Raw genomic sequence first — 26,936 nt, forward strand, 5'->3', positions numbered from 1 at the left:
GATTATAATTTAGAACCACTTTCAAATTGTTACTTTATACTGTTCATAAAACTTTGCAAATCATCTGCGATAGCTTTGGATTGAGTGTAATGCAGATAATGGGTACCGTCTAATAGAACCACTTTACCATGTACTGAATTTTTGATCTGTTCTTCATGTTGAGTTGTCCAGTTTTTAATATCAGGATCATTTTGGACTAGAAAGAAAATAACAGGCAAGTTTTTAGGGAATTGCAAGCCTTGTACCGCTTTGAAATTGGTAGGTAATAACTGTGCTTCGCTGACAATATCAGGATTCATCAAGTTTTTGAGCGTGATCATTTTAATTTGTTGTTTAGTATTGTCATCTACATCCGGTGTCATGATCTGAGATGGATTCAATTTGACTAATAAACGGTAAAAACCTGATTTTTGCAATAAACTCACCGATTCGGTATCCATCACTTCTGTCGGCTGTGTAGGGAAACTAGAATCAATTCCCGCAAAAGCAGTCACTTCATTAGGATATTTATTGACATAATCTAATCCATAGATTCCTGAAATCGAGTGACCCATCAGAATGTATTTATTGATTTTCAATTGTTGCAATGCTTCATGAATCTCGTTCGTAATATTGTCTACCGTACGCGGTTTATCGGTGACATCACTTAATCCATAACCGAATGGTTCCACAACGACCACTTTGTAATGTGGAGATAGTTGTTCGATTAATGGTTTGAAATCAAGTGCTGGCGATGCTGTACCGAAGCCTGGCAATAACACAATCGTTTGCTTGCCTTCTCCTTGAATCATAACATTCATGTTCTTCCCATCGACCACAACAGATTGTCCGTATGGTTGAATTTTGCTTTGTTCTGACTTGCTAGCTACTACATTAACAACATAGACTGTCGCTAGAAAAATAACAATTAACAACACAATCACTGCGACAGCTTTGAGCATAAACTTAAATACCTTTTTCATAAATTCATTCCTTTAATTCTAATTTGATACATATGTATATCATTATTTAATTATAAAGCATTGTATAACGTTTATCCAACTTCGTGTTATACGAAGTTATTGACATATACTATATACAAAAAGAGATTACCTTTACAGGTAACCTCTTTGCAATCGATATCATCATTATGCTTTTTGATAATTTCTTTAGCTTATTTCGTCACATCAATATTAACTTCTTCCGGGCGATAGATCGTAGTAATCGACCCTTCAATATCAGTGGCAAACATCACCGTACGTTCTGCATCCAATAGAAAATTATAGATTTTGGTGCTAATCGGATCTTTCACTTGAATCTGAGCATTAGCTCCGTATTCAGATACAAAGATATACAGATTGCCTTTGTCGAAAGATAATTTGCGTCCATACACTCCAGATAATTCATCACCTTGTATCCATTCCAATTCAGACGATACGTCTGCTTCAGCTAATGCATATTCGTAGAGGGCAATCTGTGTTTCTGTACGATCGCTTAATTCTACCGGCAATGGACTCCAAATGATTTTACCTTTACCGATATTAACATTTTTCACTTGAGAAATACCTGTTAACGGTGCTTGTTTGACCAATTCAGCAATACGCTTACGACTGAACGATACAGGTAAAATCTCTTCACCTAACTGCAACGCTTCTTCGCGGCGTACATTAGATAAAGGAGCGCTCTCAGTCACTTCACTAAGGCGATCGGTATGTTGCCAGTATTCATCTAATGCTAGTGGACCTGTAAATAGTAAAGTACTGCCATACTCTTCTACATAATCTAACAATTGCTTGAGCGCTGCGCTCTGGAAGTTATGAGGACTGGATACGATAATTAATTTGGGTACATCACCTGTCGTTAATTCGTGTAAATGATATTCACCAAAAGCACGCGCATGTACATTTAATTCATACGATAAGGTACGAATCAATTTGGTAGTCGCATCATGAGCGAATTTACGATTAGACAGATCATTAGAATAAGGGAAAACAACAGCCACTTCTTCCAATTGACGATTTTCAAATAAATCACGAGTCGCCGCCATAAAGCGTCCAAAATCATAAGATACATCGGCTTCTGGCTTTTCTGTGCCATCGGCTCGCACTGCTCCGATATGAGATTCATTCACATTATGCATATAGAAATTAATATTCCAGATCCACTGTACAGCCCCTGCTCCGCCTGTTGAAAAAGCATACGCATATTTGCGTTCTAAAATATATTTCAATTCATTTTCGCTACGTTTAGCTTTACCTTCCGGTGTCTCAATATACATAATGCCTGTTTCTTGAATCAAATTCGGCTTTTGCGGTGTCTTGGTGAAAATGCCGTCCCACACCAGATCATCCATTTCCCACCATGAATGTACCGTTGTATAATCGACTGTCTCTGCATACAGCAATGGCGATGGTCGTTGTCCGGCTAGACCTTCATCTTGTCCAACAGTAACTAATTGCTTGGGCTGAATACTTTGGATCATACGGGTAAGATCCGTCGCCCAGCGGTTATGCATATCCATCGTAAACAAATTATAATCCAGCCAACGGGTTCCTTTTTTCGGATGAATCGATGTAGGATTGTAGCTAATATCATTCACATGAACTGGATATACTGCATCAAAGTTTGGTAATTCTTCTGGTGTCATATTCCAGCGCTCTTGCACTCTAGTAATATCGCTATCATAACGCTTTTCGACCCATTCTTTGTAAGCGGCAATCTCAAATTCATCGTATACCGGTTGTGGGCCTGAAAATGGAATATCTGGATTGAACATCGATGGTTCATTGATCAGATCCCAATGGATATTAGATGTGTGACGATGACGGGTCACAATCGCTGAAATAAAACGCTTCTGCGCTTCTACACTGCGTGGATCAAGATACGGGTTAACCCCTTCCCAGGCTTCCGGTGTAAATGCAAAAAAGTTAAATGTTAATTCATGACCATGCTTTTTACTTGTCAAAATAAACGCATCGATCGCACGCATCACTTCTTCATACGGATGACCATCGACAAACATCACATGGCGCCAAGCGCTCCATACGCCTGTGCGCAGATAGTTAATCCCTGCATGCTTCATCTGTGCCATATCTTTATCCCAGACTGCCGCATTCGGTAAAAATAAAAATTTACGCGCTACATCTGAAGTCATATATGTCATGCCCACAATCGGTAATGGACGACCTTCTTTGCGGAAATAATCACGATCGGCTGTTAACATTTCACCTGTTGCCAAAAAGTCTGCATCAAATCCCCAGAATCCTTGATGAATATTACGAATCTCACCAGACGGAGACGTGATCGTTCCTTCCAGACGGTAATATCCAGCTTCAATTGTGATCTCAACAGGCAAGCGTACAATATCCAGTTCACGCGAAGATGAGATATTGAATTCTTTTGTCCAGACGTCTGTAAATTGACCGGATAAATCCTGATCTTCTTTAGCCACTTGTAGCTTAAATGTCCATTCTCCGCTAATATCTGCACTTGTGGAATGACGTTGTAAAGATTGCAGTTGAATCGTTAGTGTTGGACGTTCTCCTGGTTCATAGCTGGCATAGTTAGGCTTTACCCAGATTTCTGTCACGCCTTTAGCAGCGAATTCGCCCCACCTAGAAATAGCTTCTACTCCTTTTTCCCAGAACGATGCTCCTGCTAGTTGATTGACAAATACCCAGCGTCCACCTGCATAAGCGCCTTTTGTATTTTCGAGCAAAATAGCAGGCGCAGCTACTTCACGTCCGTCTTTGGAGATTCCTTTGAGCAATGGATAAATATGAGCATCCATCGGTCCACTAGAGCCACCCTGTGCAGGATGATCGTTAGCTTTGGTTACATGAAGTGCGAATCCCCATGTGCTCTGACGCTCAAATAAAGATTCTTGTCCTGCAAATAACGGAAAATCTGTACTTGCTTTATAATGATCAATCGGTGTTACTTCTACAGGCAACACTTCATTTATATTCAAAATTTGATGATACGCTGTTTGTTCATGTTCAGCTTGCCATCCATCTGCTGTTTCATTTACAGGATTGCGGAAAGGAATACCGCCCATATGTACAAACCCTTTACTGTCATTCAAATGATTATGAATAGCTGTCCATGCTTGTTTGGGAAAATAACTGCCATGCAGATGAATAAACAAATCTGCTTGCGTAAGCGCTTTAGCAAGTTCGTTCGCATTAACAACCGTACCTTGTTTTTGTAAATGAGTCAGTTGTTGCTCATTCGGACGTTGCCCATCAAATGGAAAAGCAGGATCATAAAAAATAACAGTATGGAGCTTAGAAATTAGAGTCATAACAATCTCCTTCATATACATTGGATTGGAATACAACTGGATTGGAAAGTTTCGGATACTGGGAGTTAGACCGCTATGAGAAGATGAATGTTCTTGTCGCCGCTGTTGGACATGAATCCTAGGTATAACTGCTTTGCAGTAAAGATTCATGTCCAAAGGCGATCATAGTCTATGCTTCCGAAGTACCTTGCGAAAGCTTGTAACTCTTTCAGAACAATCATATTCCCTTCGCTCTATGCTCTTGCATCCTCATTTCTAAATCGGTTTGTTCGTAATGAGGGTGAGTAAAGGGAAGCCTTTTACAGATAAATTTAGTTGAACATAGATACATGATAAAGATTGGTTAGTTATAGCTAAGTGTTGTTATATTCTTTTACTATAACTTTCTTTTACTATAACTGATTTTATTAAGTTACGCATTAAGTAATTTTTGAAATGATTAATTTCAACTTTATTCAACTTTTTAATGTGTTTTAAGATGATGAATGGGTCAGTAAACCTTTTTGCATCGCTTTATAGATTAATTGTGAAAATAAGCTATTCGACCATGCAAACCATGGACGGGTAAAAACAGTCGGATCGTCTGAATGGAATCCTTCGTGCATATAACCTGTATTGGCATCCGTACTTTCTAATAGATGGATCATCTCCAATATTTCAGCATCATTGTTAGCTGTTAAACCTTGCATCGACAATCCCATATGCCAGATATAACCTGCTGGTGTATGAGGACTACCCATTCCTTTAGCCGCTTTCCCTTCAAAATAATACGGATTTTCAGTACTTAAAATAAATTTGCGTGTATTCAGATACATCGGATCGTTCACATCACAATATCCTAGATAAGGCATTGATAATAAGCTCGGTGTACCGGCATCATCAACCAGACAGTAATTGCCAAACCCATCCGTTTCATACGCATACATATTGCCATGTACCGGATGTCGATAAATGCCATACAATTCGATTCCATGCCGAATTTCTTCTTCCATTTCGGCTAATTCTGCGCAAAAAGCTTCATCCCGATAAACAGCTCGTACCATTTCTTGCATTTGGCGTAACGACACGACCGCAAACATATTGGAAGGAATACTATAATGAAATTCGCACGCATCATCGCTTGGACGGAATGCTGACCAGATCATCCCTGTATAGTTCACCGGCATCCCTAACCCTTTGTTCCGAATCGTATCAATAGCCGGACAATTGCGTCTGGTAAAACGGTACGGTGATTCTTCCATATGACGTTGTTCTGTTCGCCATAACTGGAAAATTGTACGCAACCCCTGCTTAAATCCTGCATCAAAAATATCGGTATTCCCGCTTGTTTTCCAATAGTGATACGCTAACCGAATCGTAAAACAGAGTGAATCTAACTCGAACTTGCGCTCCCATACCCACGGACTCATCTCTGTTTCATCTGCAGGGTCCCAGTGCCAATCATTCGCTGTTTCGTTAAAAGAATTCGCATACGGATCAATCTCCAGATAGAACATATGTCGCTTTATCAATCCGCTAATCATACGTTGCAAATCTTTATCTTCTTTACAAAGAGGAACATAGTGTATCAACTGTTCTACTGAATCTCGCAACCACATCGCTGGAATATCTCCTGTAATCACAAAAGTAGTGCCATCATCCATCAATTTGGTAGTCGTCTCTAACGTATTGGGAAAACAATTGCGGAACAGTTCAGCTAACTTGGGACGGTGAGCTAATGTTTGCTCTGCTTCTGCTAGCACATCCTGAACTGCCTGTGGCAGCTCGAATGTGGACATTTGAACATGTTCTAACTTTTCTAGCATGATGATTCCCCCTTATTCCATTTCAACGTTTTGATCTCATACGGTTTGAATGATAGTTCTAGTTGATTATCTATCACAGGTAATGTTCCAACATGATCTTCCAGTATATTGACCAGTGTGATCGCATGATCGTCTGTTATATCAGTCTGTACAGGCCATTGAATACGAGCGGTGCCACGACTACCAGAAGATTCATACAGACGGATAATCGTACCTTGTCCATCTTCTGCTGGCTTGATCGTATCGAGAATAATATGCTCACTATGATAGGAAAATAACGATGTAGATAGCTGATGATCTACAACTGTCGATATTTTTTTATCCATAGTCGATGTGGTTTCAATGATTCTATAAGATGCAGGTTGATTGAGTTCTGCTGCTGCACGTACAATGTGCGCTTCACGCCAATCTCCGCCATGTGGTAATAGTGAATAGGTGAACTCATGATGACCTAGATCGGCACCTTTATCAGGCCATTTGGGTGCGCGTAGTAACGAAAGGCGCATATTGCAATCTTTGATATCATAGCCATATTTACAATCATTAAGCAGACTTACTCCATAATTACCTTCTGAAATATCTGCCCAGCGATGTCCACAGACTTCGTATTGAGCTTTGTCCCAACTCGTATTAGTATTCATCGTGCGTTGCAAAGCACCAAATGGAATCTCATATGTCGCTTGCTCTGCTATCAGATCTACAGGGAACGATACTTTTAGCAACTTATGACTTTCATTCCACTCTATTTCTGTTTTAAAATCGATTCGGCGATTGTCATTATACAGATATATATGTTGGGAAATGATCGACTGTCCGATCTGCCAGCGGAATTGTAATATATCTCCTGTCTGTCCACTCATAATTACCTGAGAAGAAATACACACAGCTGTATCAGCTATCTGATCGGCAAAATGAGGATCAATATCCCACGCATCCCATAGCAACGGGCGATCATGATAAAAGCCAAATACATTACCATGCTGATTTTCTTTTAATACGTTGCGTTCATATTGCTTATCATACAAAGCAGCAATCTCGCCTTGCTCGCTAAACTGAATACGATAAAAAGGAGTTTCCCAAACTGAAGGCACTGCTTTTCCAATTTTTACTTGAGATTGGAACCTTCTATCGGTATCTATACTACTAGCAGATGAAACACTGTGATCACTTTCTGAACGCAACCAGATCACGGTATAACCGAATGCAGGAATCGATGGTATATAGACTCTTAAAGTGTATTTATTTTCCAATTGAGACTCATTTTCTGTGGATAACTTTGTTGCATTTTGCGCTGTAGATAGATCGGTATTGGTTGTATGTCCTGGTAAAACAGGCTTGGCTGATGTAAACAGTAACTGTGGTACTTGAGTTGTTGTAGACGGAATCGATGTGGGTACAGTCTGCTCAACAGTAGCTTGTGAGACCACATCACTGCGCAACACTGTTCCTGCTTGATCATATACATGAACAGCAGCTAACTCGGCGCCACCTTCAATCTCGATCCATTCTCCATGTTCCCAACTTAGACTATTGAACACAGCATACGCTGTACCTTGTTGATCCGACTGTGCTAACTGCTGTCCAATCCATGCTGTCCATGGAGTGAGCGCTTGATCCAGAGCACTTGCCCCAATCTGTAAAATCTGAGCATATTCGACTTCAGACGTATCGTACACTTCTGGAATCGCCGAACCCGGGACAATATCATGAAACTGATTAAGCATAATACCAAGCCATCCATTTTTGAATTGTTGTCTGGTAATTGCTCCATCTTGTTGTTGTTCAAAAAGAGCAGGATGTACTGATAAACCCTTATCCGCAGATTGCTTCGCTAGTACTTTTATACTTTCAGATGTTAATGTGTCATCTTGTTCTATAGATAATTCGGTAGGTTCACTATTCGATAGACTGCTTTGATTAAAATAGATCGTGGTGAGTCTTTCCCATACTTCAGCTTCACGATACAGTAATTCTGCTTTGCGGTTATGACGTTTATTCCATGCTTGCGTCGTATACGTTCCGCGATGTAATTCTAAATACAGATCACCACGCCATACAGGTAGCTCTTCTGCTGATTCCAAAGTCTGTTCAAAAAACTGCTTGGCTGTTCCAAATTCTGCTTGGGGTAATCCCACCATCAACTCGGCATGTTCTACATACTCAATCATTTCATGGGTGACTCCGCCGCCGCCATCTCCATGTCCGTAGAGTAGCATCTGCTGAGGATGTATATCTTTTTGACGGAAATATTCCCAGTGTTCTGCGATGTCTTTAGGTGTAGTCGATTCGTTCACACCATGATTCAGATAAGAAAGGATCGGCGTACCATCAATGCCTACCCAGTGGAACAGATCATACGGAAAAATATTCGTGTCATTCCAATTCAGCTTGGTCGTCATAAAATAATCGATTCCGGCTTGACGCAATAATTGTGGCAATGAAGCACAATAGCCAAATGTATCCGGTAACCATTCGATCGTAGAAGTGATACCAAATTCTTCACGATAAAAGTGCTGTCCATACAATAGCTGACGAGCTAATGACTCCCCACTTGGAATATTCAGATCAGGCTCGACCCACATTCCTCCAACCAATTCCCAGCGACCTTCCGCGATTCGTTCTTTCACTTTGGCATATAGCTCTGGATAATGATCTTTCACATAAGCGAACAATTGCGGTTGACTCTGAGAGTAAATAAAGTCAGGATATTGCTCCATTAACGTACACATGGTTGAAAATGTACGACTGGACTTACGAACAGTCTCCCGCACAGGCCATAACCATGCGATATCAATATGCGATTGTCCGATCATGTACATATAGCCACTTTCGGATGCATCGGGAGCAAATACGACTACCTGTTCTCGTAATATTTCTTCCAGTTGTTGCCACGGTTCTTCCAGTTGCCATGATTCTTCCGGAAGTGCATATGCAGCATGCATTGTTTGTTCTAACGCTTTTTGGATTTCGATTCGGCGCAATTCATTTTCAGGCAAACGGCGCATACTATGTAGCAATATCCGTACACTATACATCAGACTACGCAGTCCACTGTTGATACTGACCAGACTAGCCTGATACCCTCTCAATGGAGCTACATATTCGGGTTGTCCATTTAACGGATCATGAGGTTCAGGAATCGGATCGTATAATTCAATATCAAGCGTTATATCTGTACCGATGTATGACTCTCGCAAAGGAATAAATATATGATTTTTATCCAGCCCATGATAGAACTCGCCATTGATTTTCAGTAATCCTTCTCCACCGCCTGCGTTAAAAACCAAGCCGACAGGATGGGCTGACCATGAAGCTGGAATCTGGATATTGGTTTGTAAAAAGTAGGTGATCCCATACTCTTCTTTCAATCTCATATCACTGTTCTGACGTGGTACTAAAATCTCATAATGATCAGGTGTAATATAACGAGCTTCTTCTACCGTCCATTGATTCAGTTCTTGCGTATCCAACCATTGTTTTGTAGATAAAAGTTTGATAAATCGTTCGATCCGGTACATATACAGCCTCCTCGAGTAATCAATGTTTTGAGATACAATCATACATGTTGATATCAATACTCAGATAACCTATTCCAGACTAGCGTACAGTCAACGTTACAACCTGACCTTCTACTGAATTACTGCCTACTTGTATATGAAAATCTCCTGGTTCTACAATACGGTCTAATTGAGAAGTGACTAATTCTAAATGTTCTGGTGTCAAAGTAAATGTAACAGTTGTAGTCTCTTCAGGTTGTAAAAAGACTTTTTTAAATCCTTTGAGTTCTTTTTCCGGACGAGTAACAGAAGCGAACAGATCAGTCAAATACAATTGAGCGACTTCCCATCCAGCTACCTCTCCTGTATTGGTAATCTGTACACTGACTTGAGCATGCTCGTCCGGTGCAATAACCGCAGGAGTCACTACAGGTGCATCATAAGCAAATGTGGTATAACTTAGCCCATGTCCAAAAGCATACGCAGGTTGCAAATCCATTTCAAGATAACGCTTACCACGTGTACGCTTGCTATTGTAATACACAGGCAATTGTCCCACATGTCTAGGCACAGAGATTGTCAAACGACCGGATGGATTCACATCTCCATACAAAATTTCTGCCAGTGCATGCCCACCTTCTTGCCCCGGATACCATGCTTCTATAATCGCATCCGCATGTTCATCAATCCACGGTTCTGCTACAGGTCGTCCATTGATATAGATAACAATCAACTTTTTGCCAAGCGCATAAATCTGCTGACACAATTCGAGCTGTACACCTGTCAGATTCAGATTAGAACGGTCAATCCCTTCCCCACATTCCATATCACTTTCCTCTGAATCATGCACTAATGATTGACCTGTGCGCAAATCAATCGTTCCTTCGCCAAAATCACGAGCACTTGATCCACCGAGTACTAGAATAACTGTATCTGCTTGCTTGGCGGTATCTAAAGCAAGATCAAATCCTTCGCGGGAGTCGTCTTTGATCCGGCAACCCGGTGCATATAGCAGTTGATCACTATCCGCTCCTAACTTTTGACGTAATCCTTCTAACACGGTTATCACTTTGCCTGCTGGTTGTGGAGAAGTATAATCGCCTAACTGGTTATATGGTTTATTCGCATTTGGGCCAATAACTGCTATTTTGCCTGTTGTTGATGGTTGTAATGGTAATGCGGATGCTTCGTTTTTGAGCAAAATAATTCCTTGTCTAGCGACTTCACGAGCCAATTCAATATGTTCTGGACTATGGATCACACGTGCGGCACGTTCTGGATCGACATAAGGTTGATCAAATAATCCTAACTGAAATTTTACTTTTAGCAGACGACTGACGGCTTGATTCAAATGAGCCTCTTGAGCGATTCCTTGCTCCAAAGCAGATTTGAGGTATTTTCCAAACATATACCCTGACATTTCCAGATCGATTCCTGCTTGGAGCGACAGTGCTGTCGCTTTTTCTCCTGTCTCTGCCACATTATAACCATGCACCAGCATATTCATAGCGCTTGCATCGGTGATAATAAAGCCATCAAATCCCCACTGTTGGCGAAGCACATCATCCAATAAATATTCACTGGATGTACAAGGTACTCCATCAATTTCGTTATACGCAGTCATGACCGAGATGGCTCCGGCTTCAATTGCTTTGCGAAACGGAACTAGATCGATCTCATGCAATTCTTTCATTCCCATATGTACAGGTGCAGCATTGCGTCCACCTTCTGAAGCTCCATAACCGACAAAGTGTTTTAAGGTGGCAATCACTGTATCCGGTGAATCTAATCCTTTGCCTTGCAAACCGATCACAGCAGCAGCGGCAAGTTCTCCTGCGAGGTATGGATCTTCTCCATATGTTTCTTCTGTTCTTCCCCAGCGTGGATCACGCACAATATCGAGTACCGGTGAATAGGTAGCCACGCCCCCTTGACTGCGCGTTTCTATCGCTACCGCTTCACACATTTGTTGATACAAAGCTGGATTCCATGTGCTTGCTGCAAGTAGTGGAACAGGATAGACTGTTGCACCGATTGCCATATGTCCATGTGAACATTCTTCGCCAAACATCAGCGGAATCCCTAATCTGGAATGTTCGATCACAAATCGCTGAATATCATTGAGTGCAGCAGCGCCTTCGGCTGGGGATAAGCCCGTTTCCAGTGTGACTTCTGTCCATGGATCAGCACGTAAAGTGGCATATAAGGAACCGATTTTCCCTTGACGAATGTCTTCTTTAAATTCTTCAGTCAGGGTAACTGTTCCATCTTCATTTTTGGTAAAAGTGCGCCAGCCAAACAATTGGATCAGTTGCCCTACTTTTTCATCCAGTGTCATTTGAGCAAGCAGGTCTTGCACGCGTTCTTCGATAGAAAGTGCTGGATTTTTATAACTAGTCATAGTGATCATCCTTTCGATTGGAGTTGCAGGGTAGGAATAAAGTGGAAAGTTTCTGCACGTCTAGGGACACCGCTGCGGGGGAAGAGTGGCTATTATCGTCGCTGTTGTAAAGGAATCCCTGAATAAACCGCTTAGCGGTAGGGATTTCTTTACAAAGGCGAGCGCTTCGCTCTTTCATAGCCTCTCTTCCCCCTCCGCTCTGTGCTAGGTGCGAATTTCTCACGTTTATTTCTAGCAACTTGGGTGGGCAGTGTAGGGACATGGTAAAGATAGAATAGTAGTGATGATAGGGAAATATGAGTTTTGGTTTGATGTTTTGATTTAGAGTTCATTTTAGGTTTGTTTTATTTTTTTAATTGTTTTGGTTTGGGTGAACGTTTTTATTTTTATTGGTTAGTGTATTGGTAGTTTGATTTTTTTTGATATTTTAGGTTTTAGTTTTTTGAAAAAAATGGGCTATAGTAATTACTTCTGTTCTTGAGGTGGGATACCTGTATGAATTTGTTTATTATTTGATTTGTTTAAAAAGAAAAGGACGGAATTGGGGTTCCGTCCTTTGGTGTTGATATGGAATTGCTGATGGTGCTTTTGGAAATTAGGAACCGGTTTGTTGGGATTTCCATGTGTCGTATTGAGTTTGCATTTCAGCGAGCATGTTGTCTACACCAGCGTCTTTTAATTTCTGAATAAATTTAGGTAAATATTCATCTGGATTGACGGTTCCGGTGACAAGTGGCTTGTAGTATTCGCTAATCACATTATTGATTGCAGCAATCTCGGTCTGTACCGGTGTAGTATCAAAGTTAAATCCTAGTGCCGGAGCAGGGGTATTGTTGTCTTCGAATTTTTTGAATTGTTCTAATGTATCTTTAGGATACGATTGATCATAGTAGAATATATTCACATTTCCCCACATCCAACCATAACCGTAGTCATAATCAGGATTTGCAGCGTCTACACCTTCAGCAGGTTTGATAAATTGATCGTCTACTTTGGTATAATCTTGTCCTTCGATTCCATGTACAAATAAGTTAGCTAAAGTTGGGTCAGTGTATAACAAGTTCAAGAACATCATCGCACGTTCTGGATTTTTGGATGAACGTGGGATTGCATAAGCTCCACCTTGTACATCACTTGTTTCTACTACCCCTTTGCCAAGATTTTGATAATCCAGTTCATAGCCTAATTGAGCGCTACGTTTGTATACATAATTCGGTGCGTATAGTAGAGAACCGGCAAATACTTTACCTGCTTTCCAATCATTTTCACTTTGGTAATCGACATCTTTAGGCGTGTAGCCTGCTTGATTCCATTTGTATGCTGTTTGTACGAACTCTTTAAATTCAGGTGTATCGTATTGGTTGAAAATTTTATCGTCAGAACGTGCATAATAAGGTTTGTCGCCTACATTGATAATTCCCGGCAAATTCCAGTCACCTGACATATGTTGTACAGGGAATGAGCGATACATTCCTTCGGTTCCATCTAATGCTAGAATACTTGGATCTTTTTCATGCAACGTTTTTAAAATAGGCTCCATATCTTTCCATGATTGAATGCCTGCTACATTTAATTTGTATTTATCCACCAAGTCTTTACGGAACAACACGCCTACCTGATGACCAATTTCTTTGTAGATCGGTACAGCGTACAACTCTTTGTTGACTGTCATCCCTTTCCAAAGCGTATCAGGCACTGTCTTTTTCAAATCTTGTCCGTATTGATCAAGTAATGAAGTTAATGGTGTAAATGCTTGCTTGGAGACATTGGATAAGTAGTTATTTGTCCATGAACTGGTAAACACGATATCCATTGGCTGACCTGAAGCCAACATCACAGGTACTTTGGTTTCAAAGTCACTGCCTTCCATCGTAACTACTTTGATCGTAGCATTGATTTTTTTCTTCAAGTATTCGTTTACTTTCTCCATAACTCGATCTTGACCTTTCATCGGTGTTGCATAGTTATAAAAGACCAATTCGACTGGAGCGAGCTGACCATCGGCTGTGGTTCCGTTACTTTCTTTGGAACCGCCACATGCAGACAACACAATAGACAACATCATAATAACAGCTAGACTTAAAGACCATGCTTTTGGTTTACGTAACATAGACCCATCCCCTTTTTCGTTCATGATTCATCTTTACCGACAAATTAGTATTTTCTACGCGTTGTTTAAAGAATAATATGTACTATTTTCTAATGATAGTGTACAGAGATTATTCTTTAGCCACTCCGTAGATTGTATCTTTTGGAATGGCTTAGACTTTGTATCCTTATTATCCGTCAGGCTGTCACAAAGGTGTACCGTATTTTCTTTAGATTAGGTGGATATTTTTTCGGTAAGCGTTCTCTTACTTACTTTATACGGAATAGTGATGACAGATTTCATTACACTATCTGTATAATAAAACCGTAAACCAAACATCTCATCTGCATAATGTAACTTAATTCGTTGATGAATATTACTAATTCCAATTCCATCTGAACTGTGTAATACTTCTTGCTCGCGATCCAAATAATCATTTAATAATTCGGTATCTGCTCCTGGTCCGTTATCTTCTACAATAATTCGTACTACAATTCCATCGGTATAGGCACGCAATACAATGTTGCCATGATCGGCAATCTGTTCAGTTCCATGCAAAATCGCATTTTCAATCAACGGCTGAATAATAAATTTAGGCAACAGATAATCGTATAATTCAGGTTCGATATCATAGCTAATGTCAAAGTTATCTCCATAACGAAGCGATTGAATATTAACGTAATTCTGTACATGTTCAATCTCTTGTCGTAACGGCACTTGTTCATTGGGTTGCTTGATACTGTATCTCAAAATATGAGCCAGTGACGATACCATAGTGACAATGTCTTCTTCATTTTTACTAAGTGCCATCCAATTGATCGAATCCAGTGTATTGTAGATAAAATGAGGATTAATCTGCGCTTGCAAAGCTTTCATTTCTGCTTGTCGTTCTCGTTCACCGCTTTCGATCACATCGTCTACCAATCCGTTGATACGTTTCATTAGATTGTTGAACTGACGATACAATACTCCGACTTCATCTTGCTCTGGTGGTTCGATAAATACATCCATCGTCGAACCGTCTTTTATATTTCTCATCACATTGGCTAATGTAATCACCGGCTTGGCTATGCTGTTGGACAATAATAACGTAAAGCTGATTCCTGCTACAATCACTGCGACGGTAATTCCAACGATAATATCGAAAATAATCGACAAGCGATCTGTAATATCACTGTATGGAATAAGAGCAATCAGATTCCAGCCCCATTTTAAAGGATACGTATCGGCAATATACTGTGTATGGTTGTACTTCAGATCACTGGTTCCACCAATATCGGTATATTGTAATACAGGAGCTAAGTCGGGTGTATGACTAATATCTACTCCTTTGAGCGCAGGATTGTTACTATATAACACTTGATTATTCTGATCCGCTAACAATAATTGCGTTCCCTGCGTCAGCCTTGAGGCTTCGATCTGCTTGCCAAATTCAGCCGTATCAATCGCAATAACTATAACGCCCATTTCATTCGTCGTATTCAGAATTAAAGGATTACGAACTTGCTTGGCAAAATAGACACGATCACGATTTTGATCCGCATAAAAGATATTCAATGTTCCACTTAATTCGACTGTTCGCTTGAACCATTCTTCATTTTCCGCTTCATTGGAATTAAAAAAGCGATTTGATCCTGTACCACCGGGCAATTTATTTAATTGTTCCAATTGAATAGTAGGCAATTCAGCAGCAACTGGAAATGTATTTTTGACAAAAAAGGTAGCCGAATACGTGCTGACTACATTGCTTAGTGGCACATCCAGATATTTAATAAACTGCTGATTGATCGTATTAAGATCCCGATAACTTTCAATATCGTCAAATGTAGTTTTGTTCAGAATATCGGCTATCGTTTTGTCTGTCGAAAAATAATAAGTCGCCTGATCGATGCTATTCTCTACATTTTGCACATTACTACGACTTTGAAGCATAATATTCTGCTGATCTTCCAGCAACTGCTCTCGCATAATGTTCATAAATACAAAGTACAGTATTCCATTAGACAACAGCGCCGATAAAGTAATCAGCACAATAAAAAGAACAGCAATTTTCACTTTTATACTCGCTTTGGGAATCAACGAAATCGATTTGTTTTTGAACAATATTATTTCACCTCAGCATCCGCGCGTACACTATGGTTCAGATACAAGTTACGGTATTCTGAAGGTGTAATACTTTCGACTTTTTTGAATACACGAGCAAAGTAATGCGGATCTTGAAATCCTAATTTCTCTGAAATGCTATAGATCGGCAGTGACGGATCAAGTAACAATTGTCTGGCTTGATCAATACGCTTCTGCGTGATATATACATTTAATTTCACCCCGGTATTCTGGCTAAATACAGCACTTAGATACGCAGGCGAACGCTCCATATGATAAGCAATATCAGCAAGGGATAGATTCACATTATAAATATTATCATGCACATATTGCTTCACATACTGTACTAACGAATGTTGGCGATCTTCCTTTTTCTCTGTTGCCAGTTCATTCACCTGACGGAATAGATCATACGTAAAAGCAATCGCTTCATGACGGGTCTTGAGACTGAACAGATCATCCAGACGGGCAGATTTGGATTGCAACAATGTAGACGCTCGATCCCCACCTACACCTTGATAAAAATCAAACAAAATAGTAAGTAGACGCATACATAATTCTTTGATCTCATTAGCATTGGCTGTCGATAAAGCTAACTCGTGTTCAAATAGCTCTTCGAAAAAAAGCCTATTGCCTGTTTTGAGCGCTTCATAACAATTGATTTCAAGCTGACGGTTAAAAAGCGAAGAATAATGATGAAGCTTTTCATTTTTACGACGAGAGACTTCTTGAATATACGTGGTTAATTGACTGATTTCTTTACGTGCCATCGGCTTGACGATATACGTATCGACACCGTATTGCATCGCTTGACGAGCATAATCGAATTCTTCATGAGCACTAAGTAATACGATCGCTGTATCTGTCATCAATTCACGAATACGACAACATAATTCAAGACCATCCATAATAGGCATTTTGATATCGGTAATGATTAGATCAGGATGTAGACGCAGTGCAATCTCCAACGCATCTTTGCCATTACGTGCTTCTCCAATCACTTCGGCTCCTAATTCCTGCCATGGAATAATATTGCGAAGTCCGCGGGATACTATGACATCATCATCAACAAGTAATACTTTCATGATCCAGCCACCCTCTGTCGAAAATTGTGAAATTGTGTCGTGAGTTATTATGCTTATCTTACCGTTATTCTTTACTTCATGACAAGTCTTCTTACATGTTATTCTCATTTATTTATTTTCATATTTTACCTTTTCAAAATGATAGCGTTACCAAAATTAGGTATTCTAAAAAAAAGAAAAAGAAAAAGGGCTTAAAAAGCCCAATTTCCTTGACGGAATACAGGTTCTACCGTTCCATCTTCCAATTCTCCATCAATATCCAGTTGATCTGAACCAACCATAAAATCTACGTGAGTTAAGCTTACATTTGCACCTTTAGCTTTCAATTCTTCTTTGGTCATTTGTGTACCGCCTTCAAGATTGGTCGGATACGCACTACCAAGAGCGAAGTGACAAGAAGCATTTTCATCTATGCCTGTATTGTAAAAAACACGTTTTAAATGCGAAATAGGTGAATCATATGGCACGAGGGCAATTTCTCCTAAATAAGAAGCCCCTTCATCTGTTTCTAACAATGACGTTAAATGTTCACGTCCAGATGTTGCTTGATAATCTACAACTTTGCCATCTTTAAATGTAAGTTCGATTCCTTCCACCAGACGACCGTTCAAGTTCAGCGGTAATGTACTTCTCACTGTTCCATTTACGCCTGTACGGTGAGGCATGCTATATACTTCTTCGGTCGGCATATTCGCTACAAAGTACACCCCTTTTTCATTTTCTCCACCGCCCCCACGCCATAGATGACCTTCTGGTAATTGGACGTGCAGATCGGTTCCCGGGGCGCGATAATGAAAACTTTTGTATCGTTTGTTATTCAGAAGATCCTGTCTTTTTTTCAAATGATCGATATGTTCTCTCCAAGCAGCTACCGGATTATCTGAACCTACACGATTCATCTGGAATACCGCTTCCCACATCGCAGGTACACGTTCTTCTTCTGGCAAATCAGCAAATACTTTATTTGCCCATGCTTTGGTTGGTGCTTTGACTAATGACCAGCTAATCCGGCTATTACGGGTATACCCTTGATAATTTTCGCGAGCTATAGCCGCGGCTTTGACAGCTGTAGACACTTTCCACGAGTCAATGCCTTTAAATAATTCAGGATCAGGCACTTTGATATGTAAAATCGCTCCGCCTTCTTCTGCAAATTTTTCCAACATATCAGCATGCCATTGTGGATAATAGCCAAACGAATCATCGGTCGCTTTTTCATAACGAATACGAGTTATCTGTTCATCATCCCAATCGACCTGTACATATTTAGCTCCTGCTTCATAAGCTTTGCCTACAATAAGACGGGTCAAATCTACTGTTTCTAGTGGTGCTTGTACAATCAGTACTTGACCAGGTTGAATATTTACACCGACTTTGACTACAAGTTCTGCATATTTTTCTAACATCAATTTGAATTCGCTCAATTTCTTCGCCCCTTATGTGATCTATTTTGAGTAAAGTTACGAACAAGTAATGCCAGAATCAATTAAAACAATTATTTTGTGCTCAATATAATTAAATCTTAATTAATTCTTCATGTTTAAATGTTACAAAATGTGTTGAAATAGACGATATATTACTTAGCTACTTAGCAAGCATGATCCTTTCATCTTGAATCAACGCTATCTATTATACTCTTTATCATTACAAACCACACTATTTTCACCTAATTGATCTTTCGATTACCCATCTTATCTGAATTTAGAGGAGCCCCACACATGTACGCGAAAAATAAAGTTATGAATATGTTATGTTTGATCACTGTTCTTTTATCTTTTATTGTATTTGCTCTACATCAATACACTCATCTTATCCCTGTGGATCGTATGGCAGGTATGGATCACTCTGCAATGAGTCATTCTTCGATGGAACATATCACTATTTTTCGCTATATTTTGTTAGCGGTTCCACTTATCCTTTTAATATGGTCAGCTTCGCTATTTCGTAGTCGGTCAGATCATGCTTATCTTCCTGTCATCAATACGTTGGTACTTACTTTAGGCAGTATTGGCTTGATCGCAGCAGGTAATGGATTGGTTGAATATCACTTTTCTGTTTTTATGGTAGTTGCTTTTGTCGCTTTTTATGATTCGATCGCTTTGGTTTTACTCAGTACTGCTATTTTTGCTTTTCATCATTTAGCTGGCTTTTTCTTATTCCCTGAACTGCTGTGTGGCGAACATGCTTATTCTTTTTCGTTACTTCTGATCCATGCTATCTTTTTGTTATTAACAAGTGGAGCCGCTATCCTGATTATTGTTGCCAAAAAGAATACCACTCAAGCGTTACAATCCCAAAATGACGAAGCTTCCGTACGTAACCAGCAATCGTTAATTAATTTACAGCATACTGAAAAATATATGGAACAATCTGCTGGATCGTTACGACTTCATTCACAATCGTTGGTCTCATTATCTGAACATATTGCTGATGCTGTTCAACTATTACGTACACAAGCAAGCGATGAATTGTTACCTTCGCAACAGGTGAGTGAACAACAGCTCACACAAGTCGCCGATGCTATCTATCAAATAGCCGCTTCTCTGGAACAATTACATCAATCTTCTACGATTACACTTGAACGTGCGCAATTAGGGCAACAATCTCTGACTCAAATAACCGATCAAGTGTCTTCATTACAAGTCGATGTAGACGATATGGCTTCAGGTATTCATGCAATGTCTGATCAATCTTACGAAATCGCTCGCTTTGTCGATATTATTGCTAATTTGGCTGAACAGACCAATTTGCTCGCATTAAATGCTTCTATTGAAGCGGCTCGTGCCGGACAACATGGACAAAGCTTCGCTGTTGTTGCTCAAGAAGTCAAAAAGTTATCTCTGGAGACTAGCTCTGCTCTTAAAATGATCTCAGGTATTATTGCACAATTTAGCTTGTCGACTGCTTCTGCTATTGAATCGTCTGAACGTGGAGCCGCTAAAATGCAAGATACTTTACAAACAGCTACACAGACACATTCAACATTCGGAGTTATTTTGACAGCCACAGAAGAAACCAGTCTTCAGATCGCACATATGTCCAGTCAGGCACAGTCTCTTAATGGTTCTGCTGAAAAAATCAGTCAATCTATGAGCTATGTCACCCATATTATTCAAGATTCGATGAAAAGTCATGAAACGGTAAATCATACTGTTCAACAGCAATTAGAAAAAACACGTCTGGTTAATGAAGAAGCAGATCTTCTCAATCAAATGAGCGATAAATTGGGTCAACTGGTTCACGATCTTGAGCCTGTGGCTGCTAATTTATCTGCTGATTATACACAAGATTCATTCTCTTCTTCTTCAAACCGTACTGTACCTGCTGTAAGTTAATATAACTGTACACAACAAAAAGCACGATCTGCGACTCTTTTATCAAGTCATATGATCGTGCTTTTTGAATATTTGAGAACCGCTGAGAAGATAGTATAGATTATTGCTTAACCTGTATCAAAAATATCATTATCGTTAGCTGGCTTGTTAACTGGCTTGACGTGCTGTTTTGGTCACACTATGACTTAACCAGCTTGTCCGCCATTTCATTTGCATCACAACAAGCAAGCTCAAGCAACATAATACAATAATGCTTAACATAATAAATCCAATCGTATAAGAACCTGTAGCTTTGTACAGATTGCCTAGAATAAGCGGTAACGCGTATCCGCCCAATCCGCCGGCTGCACCTACAATCCCTGTCATTAATCCAATCTCATTACCAAATCGTTGCGGTACTAATTGGAATACCGATCCGTTCCCTGCTCCCAGACACATCATTCCAACGAACAGCAAGCTTACAACAACCGGAAGTGGTGGCAAAAAGGAAACACATGCCAACATAATTCCTGCGCCCGAGTATAGATACATTAACATTTTGGTTCCCCCAATACGGTCTGCCAGAAATCCACCGACTGGACGGAAAAAGCTTCCTGCAATAACACAGATGGTAGCAATATCCGCGGCTTGTACTGCTGTTAATCCATATTGAGTATTAAAGAAAATCGTTAAGTAATTGGCAAGCCCTACAAACCCGCCAAATGTCACACAATAAAATGCACAGAATACCCAAGCATCTCTTTGTTTAAGTACGGTAGCATATTGCGATAACTTTTTAGGTTCAGGACGATTAGGGCTATTTTTGGCAAAAATCGTAAAGAAAATAAATACCAGAATAATCGGAATCATCGCTATTCCAAATACAATTTCCCAGCTACCAAAATGTTGAGCTAACCGATTCGCAAATAAAGTCGCTATTACAGTTCCGCTATTGCCTGCTCCTGCAATCCCCATCGCTAGACCTTGATGTTCTTTGGGATACCATTGTCCTGCAAGTGGCAAAGCCGCCGCAAAAGATGCTCCTGCAATACCTAGCAAGATGGCCACCACATATAATTGCTCTAACGATTGTACCCATTGCCAGCCCAACAGTAGAGGAATTAGAGTAAGAATCATGCCAATCTGCGCGGTTAACTTGGGCCCTATATAATCAGATAAGAACCCTAACACCAATCGCAAAATTGAACCGCCTAATACAGGTAAAGCAACCAGTTGTGCTTTTTGTACAGGGTCCATAGGATAATCCAGTGCAATAATGACACTAAGTGGTCCAATCATCCCCCAGATCATAAAGCTGATATCAAAGTATAAAAAAGAACCGAGTAATGTAGGCTTATGCCCGCTTTGCCAAAAACTTTTTTTGTCCATCATTGTGTATCATCCTCTCCATAGTTGGTTTATTTTTGTCTATAGTTATAATAAAAAGCCGCAATTTGCCCGTATATTACATTCGGGACAAGTTGCGGCTTCATTGCCGTTAGGAAATGGTACACGTCATTGTGTGCCATCTTATAAATGTATGATATTGTTGTGCAGTTGGTTGCCATCACAAATATGAATTTGATTCAAATTATATGAACGACAGACTCATATGTCAATATAATTAACTCAAATTCTAAATATTTTTATTTTATGTTAATTATATTGACATTAAAAGCATCATCTATTAATGTTATTGATAAGATTTCACACAATGGAGTGTGATTACGTAACGGCAATGATGCCCTTTTCCAGAATACGGAGAAGGGCTTTTTCTGTGTAAATGACGATGCACCTTTGAAATAACACCAAAGGAGGAACTTGTTATGCGACAACAATTAGTCGTTATCGGTAACGGCATGGCAGGTGTACGCTGTGTCGAAGAGATCCTAAAGTTAGCACCCGATACATTTGAGATTACGATTTTTGGTACAGAAAAGCATCCAAATTATAACCGCATTTTGCTATCTAAAATGTTACAAGGTGAACATACATTTGAACATATTATTTTGCATGATTGGTCATGGTATGAACAGCAACAGATCCAATTATATACGACAGAAACAGTAACTCATGTTGATCCAGATACTCGAATATTAACTACTGCTTCAGGTCTACAACACACCTATGATATCCTGATTTTTGCTACCGGTTCGATTCCTTTTATTCCTCCTATTCAAGGTGCGGATAAAAAAGGAGTGATTTCTTTTCGTACTGTAGAAGATTGCGAGCAGATGAAAAGATATGCTCAGCATTATCAACAGGCGGCTGTTATCGGCGGAGGATTGCTCGGACTGGAAGCGGCTCGTGGTCTGCTTCATTTGGGAATGGACACTCATGTGATTCATAATGCACCTTACTTGATGAACCGTCAGTTAGATCTACTATCTGCGCAATTGTTACAACAAGAACTAGAACAACAAGGAATGACCTTTCATCTCAATGAGAATACGACTCGCATTACAGGCGCTACTCGTGCTCAAGGGTTACGTTTTGCAAGTGGAGCCAAATTAGCAGTTGATCTTGTAGTATTCGCTGTGGGGATACGACCTCATATTCGTCTAGCAGAGTATGCAGGATTGCATGTTCAGCGTGGAATTGTTGTGAATGATTATATGCAGACCAGTATAGAGGGCATCTATGCGGTGGGAGAATGTGCAGAACATCAAGGTATTACATACGGTCTGGTGGCTCCACTTTACGAACAAGGCAAAGTGCTTGCACAGCATCTTTGTCAGCAAAATCCTTTACCTTATCAAGGCTCGATTCCTTATTCACAGTTAAAAATATCCGGTGTATCGGTATTTTCAGTAGGCGATACAAATGCTTCTGATTGTCAGCAAATCGTACAGCAATATGATGGTGTACGCAAAACGTACAAAAAAGTGAGTGCTGTTGGAGATAGAATTACAGGTGCTATTTTATACGGAGATACCACAGAAGGCATTTCATTATTAGAAATGATCAAGCAAGGCACTTCTGCCCATTCTTATCTTCAGCAGTTACAAGCGGTAGATACTTCAAGTGCCAAACCAATAAACAATCCTACAGATATCGCCGCCGCCAAACTAGAACATACTTCCACCGTTTGCGCTTGTAATGCAGTTACCAAAGCGACCATTTTGCAATCTATACAGACACATGGATTACAGACCGCAGACGAAGTTCAGCAACATACCCAAGCATCCGGCTCATGTGGAGGTTGTCGCCCGATCGTTGAAGCGCTTGTTCGTTATAGCTTATCCGGCACCATCGAGGAAGATCAAGATCATACTCTCGATACTCCTCTCCATGCTTCGCTTGTTACACATCCTGATCATATCCCTGTCTGTTCATCAATATCTTTAACACATACGGCTCTAAAGCAACAAATTCAACAACATTCATGGAGAACAGTTACAGAAGTGCTAACTCAATTGTCATCTACTGATACACCTATTGCATACAGTCCTCTCGATATCCAAGATGCAGATAGCTTTCATGTAGACGATTTGTCTATCTCCGATCAATCAGAGCATGATGGTTGTGACACCTGTATCACAGCAATTCGTTATTATCTACAATTGTATTTAGACAGTTCTTTGGCAATAGATCATGCAAATCTGTTACCTCATCTACAGATATTGTCAGATCGTGAATGGCTAGCAGGGTATCCTGACCATCTTCATACTGTAGATGGGTCAAATGTGATCGAGCAGATACAGCAATGGCAATCTACAGTACAACATCTGATATTACCTTATCCTACACGTATAGCTGTAGCTCAGAATATCTATTCTCCTATTAGTGTTCGTGTGCAAGATATCGGCATATTATATTCACCGGCTGGTTGGGAAATTTATATTGGAGGATGTGCTACAGATCGTATTCAAGAAGCGCATCTGTTGACTACAGTAGATCATTTGCCAGACGCGCTATATCTAATCTATCTGTGTCTGGAATTGTATCGTTATCAAGCATATTACAGTGAACCGATATGGAAGTGGGTACAACGGACAGAAGTATTGCCTTTGCGGGAACAGGTATTATCTTTATTTTACAACAATGCGATAGCAGATGCTTATGATCGAGATCGTAAAGGAGGCAAAACTTATGATGCAGACGCAATGTCCTTTTTGCAGCGTACAATGTAAAATTACTCTTCATTCTTCTGAATCTTCAACGTTGCACCCTACTCTACCTCTCGTGACTTATCAGGCAGAAGGTACACCAAATGCGGCTTCACAAGGTCGTCTATGTATCAAAGGTATGAACGCTCATCAACATGTATTTAATCGCGAACGCTTGAAATATCCTTTACTTCGTCGTCATGGAAAGCTTGTACGTGCTTCGTGGCAAGAAGTTACTGATTATATCGCAGAACATCTACAACAATCTATTGATCAATCAGGGCGTGACTCTATCGGCATCTATGGCGGCGGTTCGCTCACAAATGAGACCGCTTATTTATTGGGCAAATTTGCACGAGTCGCTATCGGTACCAAGTATATTGATTATAATGGGCGCTTTTGTATGTCAGCCGCGGCGTCTGCTGGAAGTAAAACATTCGGAATTGATCGCGGACTCACCTGTCAGTTATCTGATATTCCATTAGCTAAATGTATTATTCTGGCTGGCACTAATATTGCAGAATGTCAGCCTACATTGATGCCTTATTTGAATCAAGCCAAACAAAATGGCGCTCAGATCATAGTCATTGATCCTAGAGTTACCGCTACTGCGGCAATCGCAGATATTCATTTACAGATTCGTCCGGGCACCGATGCTTTGTTAGCCAATACGATACTCAAGATTATGTTAGATCAAGATTGGATCGATCACGACTTTATTGAGCAACGAACCAATGGATACGAGCAATTAGCTGAGCTTGTTCATGATATCGATATCGAACAATCAGCCGTTATCTGTGGTATTCCTGTTGAATTAATCTATCAAGCCGCTCAGGTGTACAGTCAGGCAAGTACAGGTATTATTTTTACTGCTCGTGGCGTTGAACAGCAGACCGATGGACATTTGGCTGTACGCTATTTTCTTAATCTGGTATTAGCTACTGGTAAAATTGGCAGAGCCGGTTGTGGATATGGAGCAGTAACCGGACAGGGCAACGGACAAGGTGGACGCGAACACGGGCAAAAAGCAGATCAATTACCCGGCTATCGCTCAATCGAAAATCTAGCAGATCGTGCGTATATCTCTTCGATCTGGAATATCGATCCCGAAGATTTACCAGATAAAGGCGTGTCTGCTTATGAAATGATGGAACTGATTGATCAACAACAAATCTCCACGTTATTCGTTATGGGTTCTAATCCTGTCGTATCTAATCCAAATATCCCTCTAGTGCGTGCCGGATTGGAAAAGTTAGACATGCTTATTGTTGCAGATCTATTTTTGTCTGAGACCGCGCAATTAGCTGATGTTGTTCTGCCAGTCACAGCTTATTTAGAAAATACAGGCACATTGACCAATCTGGAAGGCCGAGTATTATTGCGAGAAGCAGCCCGTCCGATTCCATATGAAAGTAAACACGATTGGCAGATTCTATGTGAATTAGCACAAGCTCTTGGCAAAAAAACTGGATTTGATTTTGCACAGGCAGAAGATATTTTCAACGAATTGCGGATCGCTAGTCGCGGCGGATTAGCTGATTATTATGGGATTACATATGATCGGTTACGCAACGAAGAAGGCATCTACTGGCCTTGTCCATCTATCGATCATGCGGGTGTGCCGACGATGTTTGAACAGTCTTTCGCCCATCCTGATGGTCGTGCGGTATTTACTTCCATTACAAATGTAGCGATCAAAGATACCATTTCTTCTGCTTATCCACTGATTATGACCAATGGACGTGTGCTTGCTCATTATTTAACAGGTGTACAGACTCGTCGCAGTGCTACACTTACTGCTCGTGAACCAGAGAACTTTATGGAAATTCATTCTCAGACTGCTAAGCAGTATCATATTGAAGATAACGATTGGGTCGAAGTCACTTCTGCTCGCGGTTCATTTACGATTCGTTGTAGGATCAAAGATCATATTCGTACCGATACGATATTTGTCCCGATGCATTGGGGCGGTGAGCAAAATGTAAATCAAGCTACTGATCCTACACTGGATGCTTATTGTAAAATGCCCGGCTTCAAAGTATCTGCTGTACGTATTCGACCTGCGACGATGCACTCGTCATTAGCAACAACTTCTTCTGCTTCACTACATTATCTATAAACGCTAACCTTCTCTAAATCTGATACATTCAGGTTTAGAGATTTTTGCATATGTACATCTAATCTTGCCCTTATGAACCATCGTATTTGCTCTATAACTAATGTATGCTAGAACTATTCAACGATACTTGAT

General features: G+C 40.2%; 13 protein-coding genes. 3 read left to right on the forward strand and 10 right to left on the reverse strand.

From position 1 onward, the window contains the following. Positions 1–29: 29 nt before the first annotated feature. The 9 genes from QCD85_RS03960 to QCD85_RS04000 form a co-directional block, all read right to left on the reverse strand. Positions 30–962, reverse strand: a complete 933-nt coding sequence (locus tag QCD85_RS03960; RefSeq protein WP_274170702.1) for an alpha/beta hydrolase — start codon at positions 960–962, stop codon at positions 30–32. A gap of 191 nt (positions 963–1,153) precedes the next feature. Next, positions 1,154–4,282, reverse strand: a complete 3,129-nt coding sequence (locus tag QCD85_RS03965; RefSeq protein ID WP_301261688.1) for a beta-galactosidase — start codon at positions 4,280–4,282, stop codon at positions 1,154–1,156. 473 nt (positions 4,283–4,755) lie between these two features. Then, complete coding sequence (locus QCD85_RS03970) at positions 4,756–6,087, reverse strand: glycoside hydrolase family 125 protein (protein ID WP_301261689.1); 1,332 nt, start codon at positions 6,085–6,087, stop codon at positions 4,756–4,758. Next, positions 6,081–9,605 (reverse strand): alpha-mannosidase, encoded by a 3,525-nt coding sequence (locus QCD85_RS03975; RefSeq protein WP_301261690.1) that lies wholly within the window; start codon positions 9,603–9,605, stop codon positions 6,081–6,083. The genes QCD85_RS03970 and QCD85_RS03975 overlap by 7 nt, the downstream gene beginning before the upstream one ends. A gap of 79 nt (positions 9,606–9,684) precedes the next feature. Beyond that, on the reverse strand, positions 9,685–11,985 hold the full coding sequence (locus tag QCD85_RS03980) for a glycoside hydrolase family 3 N-terminal domain-containing protein (RefSeq protein WP_301261691.1): 2,301 nt from the start codon (positions 11,983–11,985) through the stop codon (positions 9,685–9,687). A 595-nt stretch (positions 11,986–12,580) separates the two neighbouring features. After that, complete coding sequence (locus tag QCD85_RS03985; protein WP_301261692.1) at positions 12,581–14,095, reverse strand: ABC transporter substrate-binding protein; 1,515 nt, start codon at positions 14,093–14,095, stop codon at positions 12,581–12,583. Between the two features lie 213 nt (positions 14,096–14,308). Next, a complete protein-coding gene (locus QCD85_RS03990) occupies positions 14,309–16,177 on the reverse strand; it encodes a cache domain-containing sensor histidine kinase (RefSeq protein WP_301261693.1) in 1,869 nt (622 codons plus the stop codon). Positions 16,178–16,179: 2 nt separating this feature from the next. Further along, positions 16,180–17,262, reverse strand: coding sequence for a response regulator (locus tag QCD85_RS03995; RefSeq protein ID WP_274170709.1), 1,083 nt, complete (start codon positions 17,260–17,262; stop codon positions 16,180–16,182). 191 nt (positions 17,263–17,453) lie between these two features. Then, positions 17,454–18,668 carry an aminopeptidase gene (locus QCD85_RS04000; protein ID WP_441005601.1) on the reverse strand — a complete coding sequence of 405 codons (1,215 nt, stop codon included), beginning with the start codon at positions 18,666–18,668 and terminating at the stop codon, positions 17,454–17,456. 312 nt (positions 18,669–18,980) lie between these two features. On the opposite strand from QCD85_RS04000, the gene QCD85_RS04005 reads away from it, so the two are divergent. Continuing rightward, entirely contained in the window at positions 18,981–20,597 is a 1,617-nt protein-coding gene (locus tag QCD85_RS04005) for a methyl-accepting chemotaxis protein (protein ID WP_301261695.1), read from the forward strand. A gap of 147 nt (positions 20,598–20,744) precedes the next feature. Here QCD85_RS04005 and QCD85_RS04010 read toward each other — a convergent pair whose 3' ends face one another. After that, a complete protein-coding gene (locus QCD85_RS04010; protein WP_274172967.1) occupies positions 20,745–21,965 on the reverse strand; it encodes a nitrate/nitrite transporter in 1,221 nt (406 codons plus the stop codon). A gap of 437 nt (positions 21,966–22,402) precedes the next feature. Here QCD85_RS04010 and QCD85_RS04015 point away from each other — a divergent pair, with 437 nt between their 5' ends. Further along, positions 22,403–24,709: an FAD-dependent oxidoreductase gene (locus tag QCD85_RS04015; RefSeq protein WP_301261696.1), complete on the forward strand. Its 2,307-nt coding sequence runs from the start codon at positions 22,403–22,405 to the stop codon at positions 24,707–24,709. Further along, positions 24,669–26,804 carry an assimilatory nitrate reductase catalytic subunit NasC gene (gene nasC / locus QCD85_RS04020; RefSeq protein ID WP_301261697.1) on the forward strand — a complete coding sequence of 712 codons (2,136 nt, stop codon included), beginning with the start codon at positions 24,669–24,671 and terminating at the stop codon, positions 26,802–26,804. The genes QCD85_RS04015 and nasC overlap by 41 nt, the downstream gene beginning before the upstream one ends. Positions 26,805–26,936 lie beyond the last annotated feature (132 nt).

Source organism: Paenibacillus sp. PsM32 (assembly GCF_030433815.1).
GTDB lineage: Bacteria > Bacillota > Bacilli > Paenibacillales > Paenibacillaceae > Saccharibacillus > Saccharibacillus kyungheensis.

Excerpts from the sequence above, each read along its gene's own strand:
- QCD85_RS03960 (WP_274170702.1), bottom strand. The coding sequence starts at position 962 with ATGAAAAAGGTATTTAAGTTTATGCTCAAAGCTGTCGCAGTGATTGTG.
- QCD85_RS03965 (WP_301261688.1), bottom strand. The coding sequence starts at position 4,282 with ATGACTCTAATTTCTAAGCTCCATACTGTTATTTTTTATGATCCTGCT.
- QCD85_RS03970 (WP_301261689.1), bottom strand. The coding sequence starts at position 6,087 with ATGCTAGAAAAGTTAGAACATGTTCAAATGTCCACATTCGAGCTGCCA.
- QCD85_RS03975 (WP_301261690.1), bottom strand. The coding sequence starts at position 9,605 with ATGTACCGGATCGAACGATTTATCAAACTTTTATCTACAAAACAATGG.
- QCD85_RS03980 (WP_301261691.1), bottom strand. The coding sequence starts at position 11,985 with ATGACTAGTTATAAAAATCCAGCACTTTCTATCGAAGAACGCGTGCAA.
- QCD85_RS03985 (WP_301261692.1), bottom strand. The coding sequence starts at position 14,095 with ATGTTACGTAAACCAAAAGCATGGTCTTTAAGTCTAGCTGTTATTATG.
- QCD85_RS03995 (WP_274170709.1), bottom strand. The coding sequence starts at position 17,262 with ATGAAAGTATTACTTGTTGATGATGATGTCATAGTATCCCGCGGACTT.
- QCD85_RS04000 (WP_441005601.1), bottom strand. The coding sequence starts at position 18,668 with ATGTTAGAAAAATATGCAGAACTTGTAGTCAAAGTCGGTGTAAATATT.
- QCD85_RS04005 (WP_301261695.1), top strand. The coding sequence starts at position 18,981 with ATGTACGCGAAAAATAAAGTTATGAATATGTTATGTTTGATCACTGTT.
- QCD85_RS04010 (WP_274172967.1), bottom strand. The coding sequence starts at position 21,965 with ATGGACAAAAAAAGTTTTTGGCAAAGCGGGCATAAGCCTACATTACTC.
- QCD85_RS04015 (WP_301261696.1), top strand. The coding sequence starts at position 22,403 with ATGCGACAACAATTAGTCGTTATCGGTAACGGCATGGCAGGTGTACGC.
- nasC (WP_301261697.1), top strand. The coding sequence starts at position 24,669 with ATGATGCAGACGCAATGTCCTTTTTGCAGCGTACAATGTAAAATTACT.